27 protein-coding genes and 1 tRNA gene are annotated in these 22,568 nt (G+C 66.9%); 14 read left to right on the forward strand and 14 right to left on the reverse strand.

The annotated features are described in order from the left end of the window. Nucleotides 1–46: 46 nt before the first annotated feature. From C0V74_RS03740 to C0V74_RS03770, 7 genes are all read left to right on the forward strand, one after another. Nucleotides 47–601 (forward strand): F0F1 ATP synthase subunit delta, encoded by a 555-nt coding sequence (locus C0V74_RS03740; protein WP_143250704.1) that lies wholly within the window; start codon nt 47–49, stop codon nt 599–601. A 36-nt stretch (nt 602–637) separates the two neighbouring features. Beyond that, nucleotides 638–2,167: a F0F1 ATP synthase subunit alpha gene (atpA, locus tag C0V74_RS03745; RefSeq protein WP_131625308.1), complete on the forward strand. Its 1,530-nt coding sequence runs from the start codon at nt 638–640 to the stop codon at nt 2,165–2,167. A 28-nt stretch (nt 2,168–2,195) separates the two neighbouring features. Next, nucleotides 2,196–3,074, forward strand: a complete 879-nt coding sequence (locus tag C0V74_RS03750) for a F0F1 ATP synthase subunit gamma (RefSeq protein ID WP_143250705.1) — start codon at nt 2,196–2,198, stop codon at nt 3,072–3,074. A gap of 23 nt (nt 3,075–3,097) precedes the next feature. Continuing rightward, the gene (gene atpD / locus C0V74_RS03755) at nt 3,098–4,555 is read left to right on the forward strand and encodes a F0F1 ATP synthase subunit beta (protein WP_131625306.1); all 1,458 of its coding nucleotides are present in this window, start codon (nt 3,098–3,100) and stop codon (nt 4,553–4,555) included. 5 nt (nt 4,556–4,560) lie between these two features. Continuing rightward, entirely contained in the window at nt 4,561–4,821 is a 261-nt protein-coding gene (locus tag C0V74_RS03760; protein WP_131625305.1) for an ATP synthase F1 subunit epsilon, read from the forward strand. Nucleotides 4,822–4,880: 59 nt separating this feature from the next. Beyond that, the gene (locus tag C0V74_RS03765; RefSeq protein ID WP_246844953.1) at nt 4,881–5,186 is read left to right on the forward strand and encodes a hypothetical protein; all 306 of its coding nucleotides are present in this window, start codon (nt 4,881–4,883) and stop codon (nt 5,184–5,186) included. A 124-nt stretch (nt 5,187–5,310) separates the two neighbouring features. Next, on the forward strand, nt 5,311–5,538 hold the full coding sequence (locus C0V74_RS03770) for a DUF1153 domain-containing protein (protein ID WP_143250707.1): 228 nt from the start codon (nt 5,311–5,313) through the stop codon (nt 5,536–5,538). Nucleotides 5,539–5,545: 7 nt separating this feature from the next. On the opposite strand, the gene rimM is transcribed toward C0V74_RS03770, so the two are convergent. The 5 genes from rimM to C0V74_RS03795 all read right to left on the reverse strand — a co-directional run bounded on the left by rimM (nt 5,546) and on the right by C0V74_RS03795 (nt 8,749). Next, complete coding sequence (gene rimM, locus C0V74_RS03775; protein WP_143250708.1) at nt 5,546–6,028, reverse strand: ribosome maturation factor RimM; 483 nt, start codon at nt 6,026–6,028, stop codon at nt 5,546–5,548. 9 nt (nt 6,029–6,037) lie between these two features. Continuing rightward, nucleotides 6,038–6,580 carry a 30S ribosomal protein S16 gene (gene rpsP / locus C0V74_RS03780; RefSeq protein ID WP_143250709.1) on the reverse strand — a complete coding sequence of 181 codons (543 nt, stop codon included), beginning with the start codon at nt 6,578–6,580 and terminating at the stop codon, nt 6,038–6,040. Between the two features lie 33 nt (nt 6,581–6,613). Beyond that, complete coding sequence (ffh, locus tag C0V74_RS03785) at nt 6,614–8,116, reverse strand: signal recognition particle protein (RefSeq protein ID WP_143250710.1); 1,503 nt, start codon at nt 8,114–8,116, stop codon at nt 6,614–6,616. A gap of 148 nt (nt 8,117–8,264) precedes the next feature. After that, a tRNA-Ala gene (locus C0V74_RS03790) sits at nt 8,265–8,340 on the reverse strand. A gap of 85 nt (nt 8,341–8,425) precedes the next feature. Then, a complete protein-coding gene (locus tag C0V74_RS03795; RefSeq protein ID WP_131625299.1) occupies nt 8,426–8,749 on the reverse strand; it encodes a TIGR02300 family protein in 324 nt (107 codons plus the stop codon). Between the two features lie 203 nt (nt 8,750–8,952). Between C0V74_RS03795 and aroA the strand changes: the two genes are divergently transcribed. From aroA to C0V74_RS03830, 7 genes are all read left to right on the forward strand, one after another. After that, nucleotides 8,953–10,254, forward strand: coding sequence for a 3-phosphoshikimate 1-carboxyvinyltransferase (aroA, locus tag C0V74_RS03800; protein ID WP_143250711.1), 1,302 nt, complete (start codon nt 8,953–8,955; stop codon nt 10,252–10,254). Beyond that, nucleotides 10,251–10,511: a hypothetical protein gene (locus C0V74_RS03805; protein ID WP_207974479.1), complete on the forward strand. Its 261-nt coding sequence runs from the start codon at nt 10,251–10,253 to the stop codon at nt 10,509–10,511. Before aroA ends, C0V74_RS03805 begins: the two co-directional genes overlap by 4 nt. Continuing rightward, nucleotides 10,508–11,128, forward strand: coding sequence for a (d)CMP kinase (cmk, locus tag C0V74_RS03810; RefSeq protein ID WP_131625297.1), 621 nt, complete (start codon nt 10,508–10,510; stop codon nt 11,126–11,128). The genes C0V74_RS03805 and cmk overlap by 4 nt, the downstream gene beginning before the upstream one ends. Nucleotides 11,129–11,349: 221 nt before the next feature. Next, nucleotides 11,350–13,083, forward strand: coding sequence for a 30S ribosomal protein S1 (rpsA, locus tag C0V74_RS03815; protein WP_131625296.1), 1,734 nt, complete (start codon nt 11,350–11,352; stop codon nt 13,081–13,083). Nucleotides 13,084–13,249: 166 nt separating this feature from the next. Beyond that, entirely contained in the window at nt 13,250–14,005 is a 756-nt protein-coding gene (gloB, locus tag C0V74_RS03820; RefSeq protein ID WP_143250712.1) for a hydroxyacylglutathione hydrolase, read from the forward strand. 3 nt (nt 14,006–14,008) lie between these two features. Beyond that, nucleotides 14,009–14,335, forward strand: a complete 327-nt coding sequence (locus C0V74_RS03825) for a DOPA 4,5-dioxygenase family protein (RefSeq protein WP_143250713.1) — start codon at nt 14,009–14,011, stop codon at nt 14,333–14,335. Next, nucleotides 14,335–15,309 (forward strand): NADPH:quinone oxidoreductase family protein, encoded by a 975-nt coding sequence (locus C0V74_RS03830; RefSeq protein ID WP_143250714.1) that lies wholly within the window; start codon nt 14,335–14,337, stop codon nt 15,307–15,309. Before C0V74_RS03825 ends, C0V74_RS03830 begins: the two co-directional genes overlap by 1 nt. Nucleotides 15,310–15,312: 3 nt before the next feature. Here the strand turns inward: C0V74_RS03830 and C0V74_RS03835 are convergent, their stop codons facing one another. The 9 genes from C0V74_RS03835 to C0V74_RS03875 form a co-directional block, all read right to left on the reverse strand. Next, on the reverse strand, nt 15,313–15,927 hold the full coding sequence (locus C0V74_RS03835) for an NAD(P)H-dependent oxidoreductase (protein ID WP_143250715.1): 615 nt from the start codon (nt 15,925–15,927) through the stop codon (nt 15,313–15,315). Nucleotides 15,928–15,997: 70 nt separating this feature from the next. Further along, the gene (locus C0V74_RS03840) at nt 15,998–16,549 is read right to left on the reverse strand and encodes a hypothetical protein (protein WP_131625292.1); all 552 of its coding nucleotides are present in this window, start codon (nt 16,547–16,549) and stop codon (nt 15,998–16,000) included. A gap of 14 nt (nt 16,550–16,563) precedes the next feature. Then, nucleotides 16,564–17,055 carry an ATPase gene (locus C0V74_RS03845; protein WP_131625291.1) on the reverse strand — a complete coding sequence of 164 codons (492 nt, stop codon included), beginning with the start codon at nt 17,053–17,055 and terminating at the stop codon, nt 16,564–16,566. A 71-nt stretch (nt 17,056–17,126) separates the two neighbouring features. Next, nucleotides 17,127–17,351: a F0F1 ATP synthase subunit C gene (locus C0V74_RS03850; RefSeq protein WP_131625290.1), complete on the reverse strand. Its 225-nt coding sequence runs from the start codon at nt 17,349–17,351 to the stop codon at nt 17,127–17,129. A 48-nt stretch (nt 17,352–17,399) separates the two neighbouring features. Then, nucleotides 17,400–18,149, reverse strand: a complete 750-nt coding sequence (locus C0V74_RS03855) for a F0F1 ATP synthase subunit A (protein WP_165938551.1) — start codon at nt 18,147–18,149, stop codon at nt 17,400–17,402. An 11-nt stretch (nt 18,150–18,160) separates the two neighbouring features. Then, complete coding sequence (locus C0V74_RS03860) at nt 18,161–18,478, reverse strand: AtpZ/AtpI family protein (RefSeq protein ID WP_131625288.1); 318 nt, start codon at nt 18,476–18,478, stop codon at nt 18,161–18,163. A gap of 158 nt (nt 18,479–18,636) precedes the next feature. Then, nucleotides 18,637–19,044, reverse strand: coding sequence for a YdbL family protein (locus C0V74_RS03865; RefSeq protein ID WP_143250716.1), 408 nt, complete (start codon nt 19,042–19,044; stop codon nt 18,637–18,639). Further along, a complete protein-coding gene (locus C0V74_RS03870) occupies nt 19,044–19,250 on the reverse strand; it encodes a YnbE family lipoprotein (RefSeq protein WP_246844954.1) in 207 nt (68 codons plus the stop codon). The genes C0V74_RS03865 and C0V74_RS03870 overlap by 1 nt, the downstream gene beginning before the upstream one ends. A 47-nt stretch (nt 19,251–19,297) precedes the next feature. Beyond that, on the reverse strand, nt 19,298–22,516 hold the full coding sequence (locus C0V74_RS03875; protein WP_143250717.1) for a YdbH domain-containing protein: 3,219 nt from the start codon (nt 22,514–22,516) through the stop codon (nt 19,298–19,300). Between the last annotated feature and the right edge of the window lie 52 nt (nt 22,517–22,568).

Consider the following 22,568-nt stretch of genomic DNA (forward strand, 5'->3'; position numbering starts at 1 on the left):
GCTCGGCTGAACCGACCTTTTTCCGGATCCAAGAGGACCAACGCGCGTGGATGTTTCCGCCGGTATTCAGGCTAGCCTCGCAGGGCGCTATGCCTCCGCGCTGTTCGAACTGGCAAGCGAGGCCGGCACGGTCACCGCGGTCGAGGCAGACCTCGAACACCTGGGCCAGGCGCTCAGCGAATCGGCTGACCTGCGCAATCTCACCACCAACCCCGAGATCGGCCGCCGCGCGCAAGGCGCCGCGATCGAAGGGGTGGCGGGGATTCTCGGCACCAGCGAACTGACCCGCCGCTTCCTCGGCGTGCTGGCGGAGAACCGCCGCCTGTCGCAGCTCGGCAAGATCGTTCAGGCTTTCCGCGCGATCGCTGCCGCCCAGCGCGGTGAAGTGACCGCCGAAGTCACCAGCGCCCACGCGCTGACCGACGCGCAGGTCGACCAGCTTCGTCAGAAGCTGACGACGCGCGAAGGCCGCACGGTGAAGCTTTCGACCAGCGTGAACCCCGATCTGCTCGGCGGTCTGGTGGTCACCATCGGATCAAAGCGGATCGACGGTTCGATCCGCACTCGCCTCAATTCACTTGCCCAGGCCATGAAGGCCTAAGGTCGTCCACGACCGCCCTAAGAAGGTATCGAAGTCATGGAAATTCGCGCCGCAGAAATCTCCAAGGTCATCAAGGACCAGATCGCCAATTTCGGCACCGAGGCGGAAGTCTCGGAAGTCGGTTCGGTGCTCTCGGTCGGTGACGGCATCGCCCGCATCCACGGCCTCGACAGCGTCCAGGCGGGCGAGATGGTCGAATTCGCCAACGGCGTGCAGGGCATGGCGCTGAACCTGGAAGCCGACAACGTCGGCGTCGTGATCTTCGGCTCGGACGCCGAGATCAAGGAAGGCGACAACGTCAAGCGCACCGGCACCATCGTCGACGTGCCGGTCGGCAAGGGCCTGCTCGGCCGCGTGGTCGACGCGCTCGGCAACCCGATCGACGGCAAGGGCCCGATCGTCGCCGACAAGCGGATGCGCGTGGAGAAGAAGGCCCCGGGCATCATCCCGCGGCAATCGGTCAACGAGCCGGTGCAGACCGGCCTCAAGGCGATCGACGCGCTCGTCCCCGTCGGCCGCGGCCAGCGCGAGTTGATCATCGGTGACCGCCAGACCGGCAAGTCCGCCGTCGCGATCGACACCTTCATCAACCAGAAGGAAGCGAACGCCGGCACCGACGAGAGCAAGAAGCTGTACTGCATCTACGTCGCGGTCGGCCAGAAGCGCTCCACCGTCGCGCAACTCGTCCGCACGCTGGAAGAAAATGGCGCGATGGAATATTCCATCATCGTCGCCGCGACCGCTTCGGAGCCCGCTCCGCTGCAGTACCTCGCGCCCTACACCGGTTGCACGATGGGCGAATTCTTCCGCGACAACGGCATGCACGCCGTGATCGTGTACGACGACTTGTCGAAGCAGGCGGTGGCCTATCGCCAGATGTCGCTGCTGCTGCGCCGCCCGCCGGGCCGCGAAGCCTATCCCGGCGACGTATTCTACCTGCACAGCCGCCTGCTCGAGCGCGCGGCCAAGATGAGCGACGAGAACGGCGGCGGATCGCTGACCGCGCTGCCGATCATCGAGACGCAGGCGGGCGACGTGTCGGCCTATATCCCGACCAACGTGATCTCGATCACCGACGGCCAGATCTTCCTTGAAACTACGCTGTTCTTCCAGGGCATCCGCCCGGCGATCAACGTCGGCCTGTCGGTGAGCCGCGTCGGCGGCGCCGCGCAGACCAAGGCGATGAAGAAGGTGTCGGGCTCGATCAAGCTGGAGCTGGCGCAGTACCGCGAGATGGCGGCGTTCGCCCAGTTCGGTTCCGACCTCGACGCCTCGACTCAGAAGCTGCTGAACCGCGGTGCGCGCCTGACCGAGCTGCTCAAGCAGCCGCAGTTCTCGCCGCTGCCGTTCGAGGAGCAGACCGTGTCGATCTTCGCCGGCACCAACGGCTATCTCGACACCGTGCCGGTGGACAAGGTTACCGACTACGAAGCCCGGATGCTGAGCTTCATGCGCAGCGAACACGCTGGTGTGCTGGAGGAAATCCGCACCTCGCAGAAGTTCGAAGGCGAGACGGCCGACAAGACCAAGGCAGCGCTCGAAGCATTCGGCAAGCAGTACGCCTGAGCCCGAAGAGAATAGTTAGGGAGCCGAAATGGCCTCGCTGAAAGAACTCAAAGGTCGGATCAACTCGGTCAAGTCGACCCAGAAGATCACGAAGGCGAAGCAGATGGTCGCCGCCGCGAAGCTGCGCAAGGCACAGGCTTCGGCCGAAGCCGCGCGTCCCTATGCCGAGCGGCTGGGCACGGTGATGGCGAGCCTGGCGACCAAGGTCACCGGTGATGGCGCGCCCAAGCTGTTCGCCGGCACCGGCAGTGACCAGCGTCACCTGCTGGTCGTCGCCAACAGCGACAAGGGCCTGGCCGGCGCGTTCAATTCGAATATCGTGCGCGCGGCGCTCACCAAGGCGCGCGAGCTGCGCGCCGAGGGCAAGGACGTCGACTTCTACCTCGTCGGCCGCAAGGGCCGCGCGCCGATCCGCCGCGCCCATCCGAACAACATCAGCCAGATGTTCGACACTACCGACGTGCGTGAGCCCGGCTATGCCGAGGCGGAGCGCATCGTGGCGGAGATCATGGAGATGTACGAGGCGGGCCGCTTCGACGTCGCGCACCTGTTCTACTCCAAGTTCAAGAGCGCGCTGACGCAGGAGCCGACCCGGCTGCAGATCATCCCGGTGCCTGCTCCCGAGAACGCCTCGACCGGCGAAAGCAGCAAGGCCGCGGTCGAATACGAACCGGACGAGGCCGAAATCCTCGCCGAGTTGTTGCCGCGCTATCTCAAGACCCAGGTGTTCGGCGCGCTGCTCGAGAACCAGGCATCCGAACAGGGTGCCTCGATGACCGCGATGGACAACGCGACCCGCAACGCGGGCGAACTGATCAACAAGCTGACCATCCAGTACAACCGCAGCCGCCAGGCCGCGATCACCACCGAACTGATTGAAATCATCGCCGGCGCCGAAGCGCTTTAAAGTTTAGACCCAAGGAACGAACAATGGCCACCGCCCCCGTCCTGAACCAGACTACTACTGGCACCATCGCGCAGGTGATCGGCGCCGTCGTCGACGTCGCCTTCGAAGGCGAGCTGCCGGCGATCCTCACCGCGCTGGAAACCGACAACAACGGCAACAAGCTCGTGCTCGAGGTCGCGCAGCACCTTGGCGAGAACACCGTCCGCACGATCGCGATGGATTCGACCGAGGGTCTTACCCGCGGCCAGCGCGTGACCAACACCGGCGCGCAGATCTCGGTCCCGGTCGGACCGCAAACGCTGGGCCGCATCCTCAACGTCATCGGCGAGCCGATCGACGAGCGCGGCCCGGTGAACGCCGAGAAGCGCAACCCGATCCATGCCGAAGCCCCGCTGTTCATCGACCAGTCGACCGAAGCGGCGATCCTGGTCACCGGCATCAAGGTCATCGACCTGCTCGCGCCCTATGCGCGCGGCGGCAAGATCGGCCTGTTCGGCGGCGCCGGCGTCGGCAAGACCGTGCTGATCCAGGAACTGATCAACAACATCGCCAAGGGCCACGGCGGCGTGTCGGTGTTCGCCGGCGTGGGTGAGCGCACCCGCGAGGGCAACGACCTCTACCACGAGTTCCTCGACGCGGGCGTCATCGCCAAGGATGCCGAAGGCAACCCGACCAGCGAAGGCTCCAAGGTCGCGCTCGTGTTCGGCCAGATGAACGAGCCCCCGGGAGCGCGCGCCCGCGTCGCCCTGTCGGGCCTGACGATGGCCGAATACTTCCGCGACGAGGAAGGCCAGGACGTGCTGTTCTTCGTCGACAACATCTTCCGCTTCACCCAGGCGGGTTCGGAAGTGTCGGCGCTGCTCGGCCGTATCCCGTCGGCGGTGGGCTATCAGCCGACCCTGTCGACCGACATGGGCAACCTGCAGGAACGCATCACCTCGACCACCAAGGGCTCGATCACCTCGGTGCAGGCGATCTACGTGCCGGCGGACGACTTGACCGACCCTGCGCCTGCAACCTCGTTCGCCCACTTGGACGCGACCACCACGCTCAGCCGCGCGATCTCCGAACTCGGCATCTATCCGGCGGTGGACCCGCTCGATTCGACCAGCCGCGTGCTTGAACCGCGCGTCGTGGGCGAAGAGCACTACCGCACCGCCCGCCGCGTTCAGGAAGTGCTGCAGAAGTACAAGAGCCTGCAGGACATCATCGCCATTCTCGGCATGGACGAGCTGTCGGAAGAAGATAAGCTGACCGTCCAGCGCGCGCGCAAGATCCAGCGCTTCCTCTCGCAGCCGTTCCACGTCGCCGAGGTGTTCACCAACATCCCGGGCAAGTTCGTCCAGTTGGAAGACACCGTGAAGAGCTTCAAGGCAGTCGTCGACGGCGAGTACGATCACCTGCCCGAGAGCGCGTTCTACATGGTCGGCGGGATCGACGAGGCGGTCGAGAAGGCCAAGAAGATGGCGGACGAGGCGTAAGGCACATGCCACTGCACTTCGAACTCGTGACCCCGGCCAAGCTCGTCCTGTCGGAAGACGTCCACATGGTGGTCGTCCCCGGCACCGAAGGCGACTTCGGCGTGCTGGAAGGCCACGCGCCGGTGATGAGCACCATCCGTGACGGCGCGCTGCAGGTGTATCGCACCGCCGGCGCGGCGCCCGAAAGCATCGAGGTGCGCGGCGGCTTCGCCGAAGTGGGCGATGCCGGGCTCACCGTCCTCGCCGAGCAGGTCGTCGAGGGCTGATCATCTTTCGGATGTTTGAAATCGCGCGCGCGCAGCGATGGCTGCGGCGCGCGTTTTTCTTGGCCGCTGCATTCGCGTTCGTGATGGCGCTGCTGCCCCAGCCCCCGCAGATACCGGGTCAGCCGGGCGACAAGATCCAGCACATGCTGGCGTTCTTCACCCTCGGCGCGCTCGCGGCGGCTGGATGGCGCGACCGGTCGATCCTGACGCTATTCGCACCGCTGGCGATCCTGGGAGGCGCGATCGAGCTGTTCCAGGCGATTCCCGCGCTCCACCGGGACGCCGAGTGGCTCGACTGGCTGGCGGATATGGGAGCGACCCTGGTGGCGCTGATCGTGACCCGCGGGGTCCTCAACCGCGGCTAGCCACAACTCGTCGCACCGCTGCCTCCACTGGGATGCTTAACCCGTTGCTAGGCATTCGGGGAAAGTCCGAATTAACTCTCTCCGTCCACTTTCGTCCTCGAGGGGGCGGAGGAGTTTTGAGATTATGGCCTACGCCTATGACAGTACCGTATCCGAAGCGATCAAGCGCGCCGGACTGCCCAAGTCGCACAGAGTTCACTGGTCGCCGGCCCGCAAGGCCGAGGTGGTCCGGGCCGTGCGCGACGAACTGATCACATTCGATGAGGCCCGCGGGCGCTATTTGCTGAGCCGCAGCGAATTTCGTGAGTGGGAAGAAAAGGTCGATCGTGAATCGCAGCGCGAGAACGCCTGACCGGGCGTTACGCCAGGAAGGCGGGATCGATCATCACGCGGTGCTCGTCCCATTCGGGCACCGCGTCGGCGGTCATCGGGACCATCGCCCGGCGACCGTCGGGCGCCTCGATTTCCAACACATCGCCCGCGCCGAAATTCTCGATCGCGACAACCACGCCCAGCGGTTCGCCATCAGCATCGACCGCGGCCAGCCCGAGCAAGTCGGCGTGGTAATACTCACCCTCGGCCAGCGGCGGCATCGCTGACCGCGGCGCCGTCAGCGCGGTGCCGCGCAACTGTTCCGCCGCGGTCCGGTCAGCGATCTCGGCAAAGCGTGCGACCGCCCCGCCCTTGTTGTCGCTGCGGATTTTGCTGAGCGTCAGCGCGCCATCGTTGAAGCTGGCGTAGCGCTTCAGCGCGTCCACCCCTTCCCCGAACAGCTTGAGGCGGACTTCGCCCGTCACCCCGTGCGCGCCGGTGACGGCGGCGAGAGTGACGGGCTTGTCCATCGGCGTGGCTTAGCCTTCGGCCTTGTCCGCGCTGCCTTCGGCAGGCTCATCGGACGAGGCGCCGGTTGCGGCATCGTCACCGGTCGCGGGCGCTTCGCTGCCTTCGGCCGGCTCGTCAGAGCTGGTCGCGGCGGCGGGAGCTTCCTCGGCAGCCGGGGTTTCCTCGGCTTCGGGTGCCGGAGCGGCGGCGGCGGCGGCAGCCGCCTCGGCAGCTTCGGCTTCCTTGGCGGCCCGCTCTTCAGCGCGCTCGGTCGCGGCTTCGCCCGGCTTGCCCTTGTTCGGGTTGTTGCGCGGCGCACGCTCACGGATGCCGGCGGCATCGAGGAAACGGGCGACACGGTCCGACGGCTGCGCGCCGACCGAGAGCCAGTGCTTCGCTCGGTCGTCGTTCAGCTTGACGCGCTCTTCGGAGTCCTTGGGCAGCAGCGGGTTATAGGTGCCGATCTGCTCGAGGTACTTGCCATCACGCGCCGAGCGGCTGTCCGCCACCACGATGCGATAATAAGGCCGCTTCTTCGCGCCACCGCGCGACAGCCGGATTGCAATTGCCATTGTCTCTTACCTTTCCAGTCTAAACTATTCGAATTACTTCTTTTTCATCAAATCCTGCAGGTTGGCCGGCAACGCGCCGCTGCCCAGCCCGGGAAGCGCTGGAGGAGCGGAGCCGCTTCCCCCACCAAATCCGCCCTGGCCGCCCATGCCGCCCATGCCCATTCCACCAAGCGCACCGCCCAGCCCGCCCTTGCCAAATGCGGCGGCCAGTCCCTTGAAACCGCCCATCTTGCGGATCTGCTTCATCGCGCGGGCCATTTCCTGATGCATCTTGAGCAGCTTGTTGACGTCCTGCACGTCAAGTCCGGCCCCGGCCGCCACGCGCTTCTTGCGCTTGGCGTTCATCAGTTCGGGCTTCTCGCGCTCCCTCGGCGTCATCGAGCCGATGATCGCGTCCATGTGGACCAGCATCTTGTCGTCGGCACCCGACTGCGCCATCGCCTGCTTGGCTTTCTTCAAGCCGGGCATCATGCCGGCCAGCATCCCCAGCCCGCCCATGTTCTGCATCTGCTTCAGCTGCATGCGCAGGTCATTGAGGTCGAACTGACCCTTGGCCATGCGCTTGGCCAGCGCCTCGGCGTCTTCTTCCTTGATCGTCTGCGCGGCGCGCTCGACCAGGCTGACGACGTCGCCCATGCCAAGGATGCGGTCGGCTACCCGGCCGGGGTGAAACGCCTCCAGCGCATCGAGCTTCTCGCCCGTGCCGGCGAACTTGATCGGCTTGCCAGTGACGTGCCGCATCGACAGCGCCGCGCCGCCGCGGGCATCGCCGTCCATCCGGGTGAGCACCACGCCGGTGAGCGGCACTTCGCCGCTGAACGACTGCGCGACGTTGACCGCATCCTGCCCGGTCAGCGCGTCGACCACCAGCAGCACTTCGGTCGGGGCCGAGACGCTGGCAACCGCCTTCATCTCGTCCATCAGCGCCTGATCGACGTGCAGGCGGCCCGCAGTGTCGAGCAGCAGGACGTCGATGTTCTGCAGGCGCGCGCTTTCCAGCGCGCGGCGGGCGATGTCGACCGGCTGCTGGCCCTTGACGATCGGCAGGGTGGCGACATCCACCTGCGTGCCCAGCACCGCGAGCTGTTCCTGCGCCGCGGGGCGGGCCACGTCGAGCGAGGCCATCAGCGCCTTGCGGCCGTGCTTTTCCCGGATGTACTTCGCCAGCTTGGCGGTGGTGGTGGTCTTGCCCGATCCCTGCAGACCGACCATCATCACCACGACCGGCGGCTTGGCGTTGAGGTTCAGCGGTTCGGCCTGCGCGCCGTCTCCGCCGCCGAGCATCTCGACCAGCTCGTCGTGGACGATCTTGACGACCTGCTGACCCGGCGTGACCGAGCGCAGCACGTCCTGTCCGACCGCTTTCTCGGTCACCGCATCGATGAACCGGCGCGCGACTGGCAACGCCACGTCCGCCTCGAGCAGCGCGATGCGCACCTCGCGCATCGCCTCGCGCACGTCCGCCTCGTTCAGCGCGCCGCGACCGCGCAGGCGGTCGAAGACGTTACCGAGGCGGTCGGACAGATTGTCGAACATGCGCTACCTCAAAACACGACCGACCCTCCCGGGTCCGCCAAATGCGAAAAACGCCGGCGGACGAAACCTCGTCGGCCAGCGTGCGAGCTCCACCAGGAAACCCGACTTTGTCTGTATCGCAGCCATTGGACCGAATTCGGCGGTCCAATGGTGGAGCCTAGCGGGATCGAACCGCTGACCTCCTGCATGCCATGCAGGCGCTCTCCCAGCTGAGCTAAGGCCCCGTACCACTGCGTTCCTGCCAAACCTGCGAGAGGTGCGGCAGGCCGCGCCCTTTATGGACGCGGGCCGCGGTTGGCAAGTATCGATTTAACTGTCGTCGTCGTCGTCGTTGCCGCCGGTGGCCACGCCCAGATCGTCGTCACCGCCGAGATCGACGTCGTTGTCCGGCGAATCCTCGTCGTCATCGACGTCGATGTCTTCCAGATCGTCACCGCCCAGATCGCTATCGGGCTCGACGTCCTTCTTCTTTTCTTCCTCGAACGGGATCGGCTGCTTGGACTTCAGCACCGGTTCGGGCGACCACGTGTCGCCGCATTCGATGCAGGCGACCGGATCGTCCTTGCCCAGATCGTAGAAGCGCTCACCGCACTTCGGGCACTGACGCTTGGTGCCCCATTCAGGCTTGACCATTGCAATTCCTCGGCTGGCCCGCCCGAAAGCTGCGGACGGGCGATAGATATGGGAAACTTGATGGGTACCGGCGCACCGGAATCAAGAGCGGGCGCGCCTTGCCACAGGGCATGGGCACTGTCAAAAGCCGCGCGTCCGGGTCGACCCGGCAAGTCTTGCCGGACCGATCGCCCTTGGACGCCTCCCCCGCCCCCCGCACCTTCATGCCAGCCGGTCCGCTGCGCGGGACGATCCGCGTACCGGGCGACAAATCGATCAGCCACCGGGCGGTGATGCTGGGCGCGCTGGCGATCGGGGAGACTCGGGTGACGGGCCTGCTTGAGGGCGAGGACGTGATGGCGACCGCCGCCGCCATGCGCCAGATGGGCGCCGGGGCCGCGAAGCATGCGGACGAGTGGCGCATCCACGGCGTGGGGGTTGGCGGATTGCTGCAACCAGCCATGGCGCTGGAGATGGGCAATTCGGGCACCTCCACCCGGCTGCTGATGGGCCTGCTCGCCAGCCACGCGATCACCGCCGCGTTCACCGGCGATGCCAGCCTTTCGCGCCGGCCGATGGGCCGGGTGATCGACCCGCTGAGCCGGATCGGCGCCAGCTTCACGCCCTCGCCCGGCGGCACGCTGCCGCTGATGATGACCGGGGCTCCGGTCCCCGTGCCGATCGAATATCGCCTCCCCGTGGCGAGCGCCCAGGTAAAAAGCGCCGTGCTACTCGCGGGCCTCAACACCGCGGGCATCACCACGGTGATCGAACCGGTCGCCACCCGCGACCATTCCGAACGGATGTTGCGCGGGTTCGGCGCGGAGCTGGAGGTGGAGGAACTGGACGGCGAGCGCGTCATCCGCGTGCGGGGCGAGGCCGACCTGACGCCGCAGACGATCGAAGTGCCCGGCGATCCCAGCTCCGCCGCGTTCTTCATCGTGGCCGCCACGCTGATCGAGGGCAGCGACCTCACCATCGAGAACGTCGGCCTCAACCCCACCCGCGCCGGGCTGATCGGTGTGCTGCGGCAAATGGGCGCTTCGATCGAGGAGTTGAACGCCCGCGAGGTGGGCGGTGAGCCGGTCGCCGACTTGCGGGTTCGCCACGCCGCGTTGTCGGGCATCGCGGTCGATCCGGCCCTCGCCCCCAGCATGATCGACGAGTTTCCGGTGCTGTTCGTCGCCGCCGCGCTCGCGCAGGGCCGCACGGTCACGCGCGGGCTGGACGAACTGCGGGTCAAGGAGAGCGACCGCCTCGCCGTCATGGCTGCGGCGCTCACCGCAGCAGGGGCGCGGGTCGAGGAAAGGGCCGACGGCCTGATCATCGAAGGCACGGGGGGCGAACCCTTGCGCGGCACCGCCAACGCCCGGGTCAAGACGCACCTCGACCACCGTATCGCGATGAGCCTGGCCATTGCCGGGCTCGCCAGCCAGGCCGGGGTGGAAATTGACGACACCCGCCCGATCGACACCAGCTTTCCCGGTTTCATCCCGCTCATCGAAGGCCTCAGGCACTCATCATGACACCCATCTCTCCGTTCGCTGCCGACCTGATCGGATTTGCCGGAAGCTTCTGCATCGTCGCCGCCTACGCCTACAGCAACGTCGCCAAGACGATGAACATGGTGCTGTTCAACCTGACGAACTTCGTCGGCGCCGCGCTGTTGACCGTGTCACTTACCGTCAACTTCAACCTGCCCACGCTGGTGCTGGAGATCGTCTGGATGGCGATTGCCCTGTTCGGCCTGGCGCGGGCGCTGATGGCCCGGCGGGCGCCGTGATCGTCGCGGTCGACGGTCCCACCGCGAGCGGCAAAGGCACCATCGCCCGCGCGCTGGCGGAGCATTACGGCCTGCCGCATCTCGACACCGGGCTGCTCTATCGCGCGGTTGGCCGGCAGGTGTTCCTCGACGGCGGCGATCCCGACAACGGCGGTGATGCCCTCGCCGCGACCGCCTTTCCCGATGGTTTGCTGCTGGACCCCCATCTGCGCAGCGAGGAGACCGGCGGCCTCGCCAGCCGGGTGTCGGTTCACCCTTCAGTCCGCCAAGCGCTGTATGAACGCCAGCGCGCCTTCGCCACGCAGGCTGGCGGCGCGGTGCTGGACGGGCGCGACATCGGAACGGTGATCGCCCCCGACGCCGACGTGAAGCTGTTCGTCACCGCGAGCGTCGATGCGCGCGCGCAGCGCCGCTGGAAGGAGATGCGCGAGGCCGGGCGTGACGTGACCCTGCCCGCGATCGCGGCCGACATCCGCGCCCGCGATGCGCGCGACAGCGGCCGCGCCGACGCCCCGCTGCGGGTGGCCGAGGGTGCGTTCGTCATCGACACCTCGGCCCTCAACCGCGAGCAGGCCATTGCCGCCGCGATCGAGGCGGTGGAGACCGCGCGGCGCTGATCCGCTTATCCTTGCTTTTTGCCGCATCCGCGACTAAGGGGCCACCCGTCCCCACAGCTTTGGCCAAACAGCTTCGCTCGACAGGACCTTCGCACGGCATGCCGGCCGCGCGAGGAAACGGCCCTCTTGCCCCGGATGATCGCGCAATGGTGCGTGGTCGGCGGGAAAGACCCCGGTAAAACCGGTGGCCGGTAGCAAACGTGAACAGGAACCCTGATCCTATGGCATCATCTGCCACCCCCACTCGCGCCGATTTCGAGGCGCTGCTCAATGAACAGCTCGGCGGCGCCGGCGAAGACGGCTTCGAAGGCCGCGTCGTCAAGGGCACCGTGACCGCGATCGAAAACGGCATGGCCGTGATCGACGTCGGTCTGAAGAGCGAAGGGCGCGTGGCGCTCAAGGAATTCACTCGCGGCGAAGGCGGCGAGGACATGGAGCACGGCCTTTCGGTCGGTTCCGAAGTCGAAGTGTTCGTCGACCGGGTCGAGAACGCCGACGGCGAAGCGATGCTCAGCCGCGACCGCGCCCGCCGCGAAGCCGCGTGGGACAAGCTGGAAAGCGAATTCGGCGAAGGCAAGCGCGTCGACGGCCGCATCTTCGGCCGCGTCAAGGGCGGTTTCACCGTCGATCTCGATGGCGCCGTGGCCTTCCTTCCCGGCAGCCAGGTCGATATCCGCCCGGTGCGTGACGTCGGCCCGCTGATGGACATGCCGCAGCCGTTCCAGATCCTGAAGATGGATCGCCGCCGCGGCAACATCGTCGTGTCGCGCCGCGCGGTGCTGGAAGAAACCCGCGCCGAACAGCGCAGCGAGCTGATCGACAAGCTGACCGAAGGTCAGGTCATGGACGGCGTGGTCAAGAACATCACCGATTACGGTGCGTTCGTCGACCTCGGCGGCATCGACGGCCTGCTGCACGTCACCGACATGAGCTACAAGCGGGTCAACCACCCGTCGGAAGTGATCAACATCGGCGACACGGTGAAGGTGCAGATCGTCCGCATCAATCCCGAAACCCAGCGCATCAGCCTCGGCATGAAACAGCTGGAAAGCGATCCGTGGGATGGCGTTGCCGCCAAGTACCCGGTCGGCATGAAGATGAAGGGCACGGTGACCAACATCACCGAATACGGCGCCTTCGTCGAGATCGAGCCCGGCATCGAAGGCCTGGTCCACGTTTCGGAAATGAGCTGGACCAAGAAGAACGTCCACCCCGGCAAGATCGTCTCGACCTCGCAGGAAGTCGACGTGGTGGTGCTGGAAGTCGACAGCGACAAGCGCCGCATCAGCCTTGGCCTCAAGCAGGCGCAGGGCAACCCGTGGGACGATTTCGCCGACAAGTACCCGGTGGGTGCGATCGTCGAGGGCGAAGTCAAGAACGCCACCGAGTTCGGCCTGTTCATCGGCCTGCCCGGCGACGTCGACGGCATGGTCCACATGTCCGACATCGCCTGGGGCATCTCGGGCGAGGACGCGCTGGCGCTTCACCGCAAGGGTGAAGAGGTCAAGGCGGTCGTGCTCGACGTCGATGTCGAGAAGGAACGCATCAGCCTCGGCATGAAGCAGCTTGAAAAGGGTGCGCCCGCTGCTGGCGGCGGTGCCGCTTCCGCAGGCGGCGGTGCCGGTTCGGTCAAGAAGAACGACGTCGTCACCGTCACCGTGCTGGAAGTGCGCGACGGCGGCCTGGAAGTGCAGGTCGGCGACGACGGCGCGACCGGCTTCATCAAGCGCAGCGACCTTGGCCGCGACCGCGACGAGCAGCGTCCTGACCGCTTCCAGGTCGGTGCCAAGCTCGATGCCATGGTCATCGGTTTCGACCGATCCAAGAAGCCCAACTTCTCGGTCAAGGCGCGTCAGATCGCCGAAGAGAAGCAGGCCGTCGAACAGTACGGTTCGTCCGACTCGGGTGCGTCGCTGGGCGACATCCTCGGCGAAGCGCTGAAGGCGAAGCAGTAAGCCGTCGAGGCCAGCGGGCTTAGCCCGTCTGGAACTAAAGGCTGGCCGGAGGCCACATCACGGGCTCCGCTCCCGTGACGGCCCCGCCGAAGTAAAGAAGGGCCCGCCCGCTCCTTTGAGCTGGCGGGCCTTTCCTCATTGGGGCGCAGGCGTTACCCTGCCCCTCATGCTCGAGATCCACCAGTTTCCCTGCCTGTCGGACAACTACGGCTTCCTGGTCCACGACCCGGACAGCCAGGAAACCGTCTGCATCGACACGCCCGAGGCCGATGCCTACCTGCGCGAAGCGGCGGTAAAAGGCTGGCAGATCACCCAGATCTGGAACACGCACTGGCACCCGGATCATGCGGGCGGCAACGCGGCCATCAAGGCGGCCACCGGCTGCACCGTCAGCGGGCCTGCGGAAGTCGAGCGGATCGGTCCACTCGACCGGGTGCTGACGCCGGGTGACACCGTGACCATCGGCGAGCACCAAGGCACCGTGTTCGACGTGGGCGGGCACACCAACGGCCATATCGCCATCCACCTGCCCGACGACGAGGTGGCTTTCGTCGGCGACAGCGTGTTCGCGCTCGGCTGTGGGCGCATGTTCGAAGGGACGGCGGAGCAGTTCTGGGCCAGCCTCCAGCGGATCAAGGCGCTGCCGCCGGCGACGATGCTGTACTGCGCGCACGAATACACCCAGTCGAACGCCCGCTTCGCGCTTCACGCCGACCCCGACAATGCGGAGCTGCAGGACTATGTCGCGGAGATCGACCAGCGCCGCTCCCGGCAGGAACCCACGGTTCCGACCAAGCTGGAGCGCGAGCTTGCGACCAACCCGTTCCTGCGCGCCGATACGGACGACTTGCGCGCCCGGTGGGGCGGCGGCCCGGCGCACGAGACCTTTGCCGCCCTGCGCGCTGCCAAGGACAGCTTCTAGGCCGTGGCGATCCGCGGCTACCACGCGCACATCTATTTCGATCCGCACGAGGTCGATCATGCCCGCGCCGTGGCTGCAGCAGCGCAGGTGGAGTTAGACTGCCCGGTCGGACACTTCCACACGGCACCGATGGGGCCGCATCCGCGCGGATCGGTGCAGCTTTCCCTGCGGCCCGAGCAGTTCGCGCGGTTTGCCCACTGGGCTTCGGAAGGACGCGAGGGGCTGACCATTTTTGCGCATGGCCTCAGCGGCGAAGATCTGGCCGATCACACCCGCTACGTCATCTGGTTCGGCCATTCGAAGCCGCTCGACCTGACGATCTTCGCCTGATGAAGGCGCTGCGGGTCGAGGCGCTGTCTGACGATCTGTCCGGCGTGCGACTGGCGGACCTGCCGGATCCCGTCCCCGCACCCGGCGAGGTGCTGGTGCGGGTCCATGCGGCATCGATCAACTATCCCGATCTGCTGATGACCAGGGGCGGCTACCAGTTCAAGCCACCAGTGCCGTTCACCGCAGGCATGGAACTGGCAGGCGAAGTGCTGGAAGCGCAAGCGGACAGCGGGTTCGCGGCTGGCGACCGAGTGATGGGCGGCGCCAAGACCGGTGCGTTCGCGGAGTTTGCCGCAGTGCCGGTGCGTTCGCTCAGACCCATACCCGCCGCGCTCGACTATTCCGCAGCCGCGGCGTTGGGGGCCGCCTACACCACCGCTTACACGGCCTTGGTAGAGCTTGGCGGGTTGCAGGCCGGCCAGTGGGTTCTCATCCATGGCGCGAGCGGCGGAGTGGGTTTGGCCGCGTGCGACCTGGCGCGCGCGCTGGGCGCCCGGGTGATCGCCGCCACACATGATCCATGCAAGACCGAGCGCATCCGGGCGGCGGTCTCGCCCGATGCGGTGATCGTCAACCACGGGCGCTTTCGGGAGGAGGTCGCGGAACTGACCGGCGGCGCCCTGTGCGATCTGGTCTACGACCCCGTCGGCGGGGACGTATTCGACGAGAGCACCCGCTGCGTGGCGTTCGGCGGGAAGCTGCTGGTGATCGGCTTCGTCGCCGGCCGCATCCCCGAGATCGCCGTCAACATCCCGCTCATCAAGGGCTTCTCGATCGTCGGCGTGCGGGCAGGCGAATACGCACGGCGCTTTCCGGAGCGGGGCGCGCGGATAGCCGCCGAAGTCTCACGCCTGGCCAACGACCGCGCCATCGCGCCGGTCATCGACCGGGAACTGCCGCTGGCCCGCTGGAAAGAGGGCTTCGACGCGATGGCCGCCGGCGCGCTAGTCGGAAAGCTGATCTTCCGCCCCTGATCGTCAGGCAGGGCCCGGGTAGGCATCCGCCTTCAGCAACTTCGCCAGATGCGCCGCATTGCTGGCGACCAGCTTGGCGGTCTCGGTGACCTTGTCAGGCGTCTTGTCCAGATCCTTGAAGTCGGTCGAACCCATCGCTTCGCCCACCCAGTAACAGGCGGCGGTGGCGGGGATCGTCCAGCCGGTGTCGTTGAGGCTCTGGAACAATTGCGCTGAGGCCCAGTGGGCCCCGTCCTCGTTCCCGACAATGGCGGCGACGGCGACTTTGGAGAAGCTCGGCATCCGTCCCTGATCGTCGGTTTCGGACAGGAATGCGTCCATCCGCTCGAGCACCCGTTTGGCGATCGAGCCGATCTGGCCCATCCAGATGGGCCCGCCAAAGATCAGGATGTCGTGACTGAGGATTTTTTCCCGCAGGGCCGGCCAGTCATCGCCGTCCCCTTCATCCGACGTGACGCCCGGCAACACGTTGTGGTCGGCTATCCGGATGGTTTCACTGATCTCGACGTCAGCGGCCGCAAAGTGCTCCCGCAACACCTCGATCATGGCGTCGGTCGAGCTGTCCTCGCCCGAGCTTTTCTTGAGCGAACAGTTGATGGCGATCGCGGTAACCGGCACGTGCTTCTCCTTGCTGTAACAAGGACGAAGCGAGCGGGTCCGGCGGCAGTTCCGCCGCGCCTGATAAATATCAGATTGTGCTGATCAGCTGATCGGCCAGGCGACGATCGGCGTCCTCGCCGTGCTGCGCAGCGATGAGGCGCGCGGCAGCCTGCGAGGCCATCGCGGCAGCCTCGCGCCGTAGCTCGTCGACGGCGGCCCGTTCGGCAGCGCCAATCTTCGATTCAGCGGCCGCCGCGCGGCGCTCGAGCAGCAGGGCGGTATCCGCTTCGGCCTGTTCCACGATCTTGGCAGCATCGGCACGAGCATGATCGAGCAGCGCGGCAGCTTCCTGCGCGCTCTGGGCATGCTCTGCCTTGGCCTGGTCGAGCAGCGCCTGCGCCTCTGCACGGATGCGCGCCGCTTCGTCGAGGTTACGGCGCTTCTCCGCGATTTGCGCGTCCAGCGCGGCAGCGATCTTCTGCGGCGCCTTGGCAACGAAGATCGCCAGCAGGAAGAAGATCGTCAGGCTGACGTAGACCCAGCCCTCAGCGCCCAGGCCGAGGAGGGTTTCCTCGACATGCCCGTTCACCTCGGTGTGCCCGGCAGGCTGTTCTTCGACCAATGCGGGAAGTGCGCTCATCGTTCTGGATCCTGTCAGCCGCGCGCCAGGGCGGCATCGACGGCACTGGCCGCAGCGTCCCGCGAAGGCTCGCTGCCGGTCAGCTTGGCGACGATCGCCTGGGCGTTTTCGGCGGCCACATCGCGCAAGGCGACACGGGCCGCTTCGCGCGCGCCGGCGATCCGCTGTTCCGCGGCCGCCGTGTGAGCATCGGTCGAGGCCTTGGCGGCAGCGACCCGCTGCTCGCGCGCGGCGGCGGCGGCGGCGTTGGCTTCCGCCAGCGCCTCACGCGCACGGGCGTGGTTGGCTTCACGCTCGACCCGGTTCTGTTCGACGAGTTCGTCAGCCGCGTCCTTGGCCGACTGCGCGACCGCCAGATCGCCGTCGATCTTCGACGTGCGCTCGTCCATCACCTTGCCCAGGCGCGGCAGCGTCAGGCGGACGATGCCGAAATAAAGCACGACGAAGAACACCGCCAGCCAGAACAGCTGGGGGATGAACACTGTACCGAAATCGAATTGAGGCATCGAAGCCGCCCGTCACCCGGAATGTTGATCGCCGGGCCCCACGCGCTGCGTCTGGCCCGGCGATAAGGAAATCAGCTGAAGGCGAGTGCCAGCGCGACGACGGCGGCGATCAGGCCGAGGGCCTCGGTCACCGCGAAGCCGAAGATCAGGCGGCCACCCATCTGCGCGTCGGCGCTGGGGTTGCGCAGCGCGCCCTGCAGATAGTTGCCGAAGATCGCGCCCACGCCGATGGCGGCGAGACCCGCACCGATCGCAGCCAGACCCGCACCGATAACGCGTGCCGATTCAACGTCCATGTCGAAAACCTTTCCTTGAGATTACCAGTCGGTGGGCCAACGCGGCCCTTAGTGGAGATTCACCGCATCGTTGAGGTACAACGATGCCAGAAGAGCGAAAACATATGCCTGGACGACCGCGATCAGCACTTCGAGCGCGGTCAGCGCGACGTTCACTGCCAGAGGCAGGATGCCGAACACATACGGCACCGCGTTGAACGAGCCGAGCGCCACGACGAACGTGCCGAACACCTTGAGCAGCACGTGGCCCGCGGTCATGTTGGCGAACAGCCGGATCGCCAGCGTGAACGGCCGCGAGAGGAAGCTCAGCACCTCGATCACGAACACGAATGCGCCGAGAAAGATGTTGGCGTCCTTGGGCCAGAACAGGCTGAAGAAGTGCAGCCCGTGGCGCCAGAACCCGACGATGCAGACGATGATGAACACCAGGAACGCAAGGCCGATAGTCACCGAGATGTGGCTGGTCGGGGTAAACGCGCCGACCCACGGCAGCAGGCCGAGGAGGTTGCACACCAGCACGAACATGAACACCGCGAAGATCAGCGGGGCGTAGCGCTTGCCTTCGGGCCCGACGTTTTCCGCCAGCATGTTGCGCACGAAGTCGTAGACGTATTCGACCGCCGCCTGCCAGCGTCCCGGGACGAGCTGCGGCTTCGCCGTGCCGACGAACATGAACACCGCGATCACGCCGATCGCGATCGCCATCCACAGCGAACTGTTGGTGAACGACAGGTCGTAGCCACCCGCTTCCAGCGGTTGCAGCTGAACGACCTCGAACTGCTCCATCGGACTTGCCATGAAACTTGATCCTACCTGCGGTCGTCGTTGTCAGGATGGCTGTCGAACTGCGCGGAGGTCTTCATCGCGCGGCGCGTGCCCGCGGCGAAGCCCAGCACGAGCATCACGATCATGCCCCACGGCGCGCTGTCGAAGCCGGCCCAATTATCGAACGCCCAGCCGATGAAACCCGATACCAGCACGGCGCCGATGAATTCGATGCCCACAGCCCAGCCGCGCGTTTCCGCCTGCCCCTGGGCGTTGGTGACGCCCTGGTGCTGCCGCGCCTGCGCGTCGGCTATACGGCGATCGAGGTCGTCGCCGGGATTGTGGTCGTTCTGATCGGCCAAAGCGAGCTGTCCGTTAGCGCGGGCCAGCCCCCGCGGACGGACGACTGGTTCGATTATAGACGGAACCGGCCCCGGCCGCGAGTGGGCCAGAACCGGTGCGCCGCCCCCTTAGGCAGGGGTCTAAGCCGAGTCAACCGGCCCCGGCACGACCGCCGCAGTTACTGCCCGATCTTGGCCTGGAGCGCGGGGCAGCGGCTGTCCCGCTGCGGCGGAGCGCTGGTGCGCGTCTGCCAGCTGCCGTCAGGCGCCTGGTATTTTTCCCCCGGCGTGGTCCGCGCGATCGCGATGCACCCGGCGGTCAGCGCGTATTCCTCCAGCGTCACCGGCGGATTGGCCGCTTGCGCGCGCTGCGAATAAAGCGCCCGGCGCTTGATATTGATGTCCGATACGATCCGCTGCAGGCCTGCCCCGCCGCTGACGATGCCGAGATAGCCATCCATCTTCTCACCCACCTGGCCCGAAGCGCGTGCCGCTTCGTAGGCCGGGTCACGCTGCGCCATCGCGGGTGCGGCCACGACCATGCCGGCGAGGCTGGCTGCCGCGAAAAACTTTGCCACAGTGTTCATCAGAAGATGTCCTCGTTTTCGTCGATCGTGCTCTCCGCGTCCGCGGCGAGCCGATAGATCACTTCCTGCCGGATGTTGACGTTGAGTTCGATCACGATCGGCTTGTCAGGGGCAGTCACATTGACGCACCCACCCACCATCGCGATCCCCAGCATCGCCAGCGGCAATACCCCCACCTTCGAACCTGCGCGCCTGATCCCGCTCATCGGCGGGATTGTCGCAAGGCCGCGGGCGCGGGTCAATTCGCAAGGGGTCATGGCAGTATCTCGCTTTCCGAGGTCTGAACGGGAGGGCTGTCGGGGATGAGGTCGTCGGGCGTGATCGCAGGCGGCGGCGGAGTGACCTCGCGGCGGAGGACGTTGCCTTCGTCGTCCAGCAGCCCCACGTCGCGCGGATCGCGAGTCGACGCCGGATCGTACATCGCCTTCAGTGACGTGATCAGCGAATAGAACGGCGCGCGGATGTTGATGTTGAACCGGATCGGCAGGTTCTGGAACCGTCTGGTGATGAAGTTGCGCCTGGCGTTCGCGCCTTGCTTCACTCCGTCGAACCGTACCCGGGTGACGATCTCGCCCGTCAGGTTGCCGTCCATCGCGACGCTCATCTGCTGGTAATCGAGCGACTTCAGCGCCTCGAACGCGAAGTTCGCCATCGTGCCGAGATCTTCGCGTGTGAGTTCCCCGACATACGACACATTACCCCCGGGCGCCCGCGCGATCAGCAGGCCGCCTTCGATCCGGCCGTTCCCCTGCTGGTCGAAGATGATCGGCAGGGTGCCGTCGAACGTGCCGGTGGCCGAAATGTTGGGCAGTTCCATCCGCTGGACGAACTCCGCCGCCTGGAGCCCTTCGATCTCGAAGACATAGCGCCGTTCCTCGCTGACGCCGAGGTTGAGGTTGGTCGAGCGCAGGGTCAGCGTGCCGCCCATGAACGGCCAGGTCGCGCCCCCGACGCCCAGGACCTGGCCGTTGCGCAGCGAGAACACGAGTTCGCCGTCAGTCACCTCGATACCCGGGTTGACCGACCCGATGCGGAGACGTTGGTCGGGCGCCGTGGTCAGCCCGATCAGGTCGATGAATTCGACCGTCCCGCTCGCGCCTTTCACCGGACCGAAAGCGGCGGCGAAATCGAGCGCATCGCTGGAAAAGCGGCCGGAACTGGTGGTGCCGCGCTCATCCCAGTCGATCCGCCCGGTCCCGCGCACGGTGCCGAATACGTTGGCGACCACGCCCTTGGCGCGCGGGGTCAGGGTGGCGGGCTGCAGGCCGCGGTCAAACACCAGGCCACCAACCGCCAGGTCCGCATGGCCCACCCCGGTTTGCAGGTTGTGCAGGATCGCCACGTCGGTCACCTCGCGCCCGCTGGCGGGTTCCTGCAGGGTGGCGTTCGCCCGGATGATGTTGTCCCGCAAGGTCAGCGTCCCGCCTTGCGCGATCAGCGGATTGAAGCGCGGTGCGGCCTCCCGGTCGATCAGGCGGAACTTGCCGTCCGCCAGGCTGAGCACGCCGCCGGCGTAACGCCAGGTGCCCGACGCCTCCATCAGGTTCATCGGCACGGAGAACAGTCGGATGTCGGCATCGGCGAATCTGCCCGCGATCTCTCGCCCGAAGGTCGCAGTGAGGTTGGAGATGCGGAACGTGCTGGCGGTCGCCGGCGGGCCGAGCGCGACATCCACCGCCTGCGCGCTCAGCGCACCGGGATAGGCGAAGCCCACCGCTCCCGTGCGCAGGCGAATGGGCGTGCTCGCCAGCCGGCCCGACAGGTCGAGAGAGGGCGCCCCCGCGGCGATGCGCAGACCCTGCGCGGAGTGCCGCACGATCGGCTGGCCGCGGACGGGGCACAAGGTGAGCGACCTGCGCTCCAGCGTGAGCGAAGCGACCGCCAGTTGATCGAAGCCAATCTGCGTGCAGCGGTTCCACAGCGCGAGCCCGCCCCGCCGGGACCAGTTTCCGCTGAGGGGCAGCAGGAGGTTGCGGGTCGATCCGCCCGGCAGCGCGCCGCTCGCCCGCGCGCGCCCGGAAAAACCCAGCGCGCCGTTAGGGGATTGGGCGAGGACCAGCTCGGGGATTTCCAGAACGCTGCTGCCAGCGCGGTATTCGGCCATGCGCAGCCGCAGGACCGACCGGCCGGCGGGCGTGCGCTCCATCCGCCCGGCGATCCGGGGCAAGCCCGCGCCGCCCGTGGCCAGATTGCCGGCAAAGCGCGGCGTGCCCTGCCCGGTGATGCTCAATTGCCCTCGCGACAGCGCCAGCAGAGTGGCGCCGCTGCCCCCCCGCAAGTTGGCCTGGGGGATGACGAGGGTGGTGACGCCGCCGGTGCGGCGGGCGGTCAGTTCCGCGGTCAGCGTGCTGGCCCTGCCCTCACGCGCCAGCGCCGAGCGCGTCTGGGACAGCAGTGGTGCCAGCAGGGTGCCCTGCGCCGATCGTGCCGCGTCCGCCAGCAACCCGTCGAGCCCCGCACCGACGCGCAGGCCGTTACCCGCGATCGCGGATTGCACCTCCAGCGTGCGCAGGCTGTCCCGCGCACGCACCGTGCCATCGGCCGTCACCAGCGCGGCGTTCGCCTGCGGGTGCGCGAGCCCACGCGCGGCAAGCGAGTACCGGGCCGTGAGCGCACCTGAGCGCCAGGTGGCATTGGCCGTCCCCGCCAGGCCGTTGGCGCGTGCGCCGGCGACCCGGGCCGGGCCCGTTTCCAGGCGCCCCCGCCCCTCAACTCCGGCGAAGTCCGCATCGATCGCGGCATCGACCGTCAGTGCCGCCCTGGCGAGCGCCAGACCCTGGCCCGGACACGACAGGCTGGCGAACCGCGCGGGTCCTTCGATCCGCGCCTTCCCGCTGGCCGTGGCCACCTTGCCATAGAGCGATGCGCCGCGCGCCGCACAGCCGCCGCCGTCCAGCGTGGGCGCGGCGACCGCGAGCATGCCTGTGAACCCGTTGTCGATCCGGCCTTGACCCTCCGCCTTGATGCCCAGGGGGCCGTAGTCGCTTTCGATCAGAGCGCGTCCATCGATCAGCCGCAGGTCGATCCGCGGCAGGCCCGGCGGCTGGCCGGTGTCGCGGAACAACGCCTTGTCGAGCGTGCCAAAGCTCAACCTGCCGCCGCGCGCCGTCCCGAACAGGCGCGGACGGACCAGCGTGATCTGCCCGAACGTGGGCGCACCAAGGCGCAGCTTGATCGGCACTTCGGCGCGTTCGATGGTCAGGTCGGGCCGACGGGGATCGCCGACGACGATGTTGGTGAGGATCTGCCGGTCGGGGCCAATCCGCTCGATCGTGTAGGTCGCGGGAATGTCATACTTTTCGAGCTGGTCCTCGATCAGGTTGCCGGCGATCCGCTCTCGCGAAAGCCATCCGGCCAGCACCACCGCAAGAAGCACGAGGATGAAGGCGAACAGGACGCGCAGCCAGACCCGGCGGCGGCGCGGCTCACCGTCAGCTACAGCTTCGTCAACGTCGCCGTCCGCGCTCGTCATCGGCCCCCACTTGCGCGCGCTGCCCACCAAAGGCAATGCGCCGGTGTGAACG

The organism is Altererythrobacter sp. TH136 (assembly GCF_007065885.1).
Taxonomy (GTDB): domain Bacteria; phylum Pseudomonadota; class Alphaproteobacteria; order Sphingomonadales; family Sphingomonadaceae; genus Tsuneonella.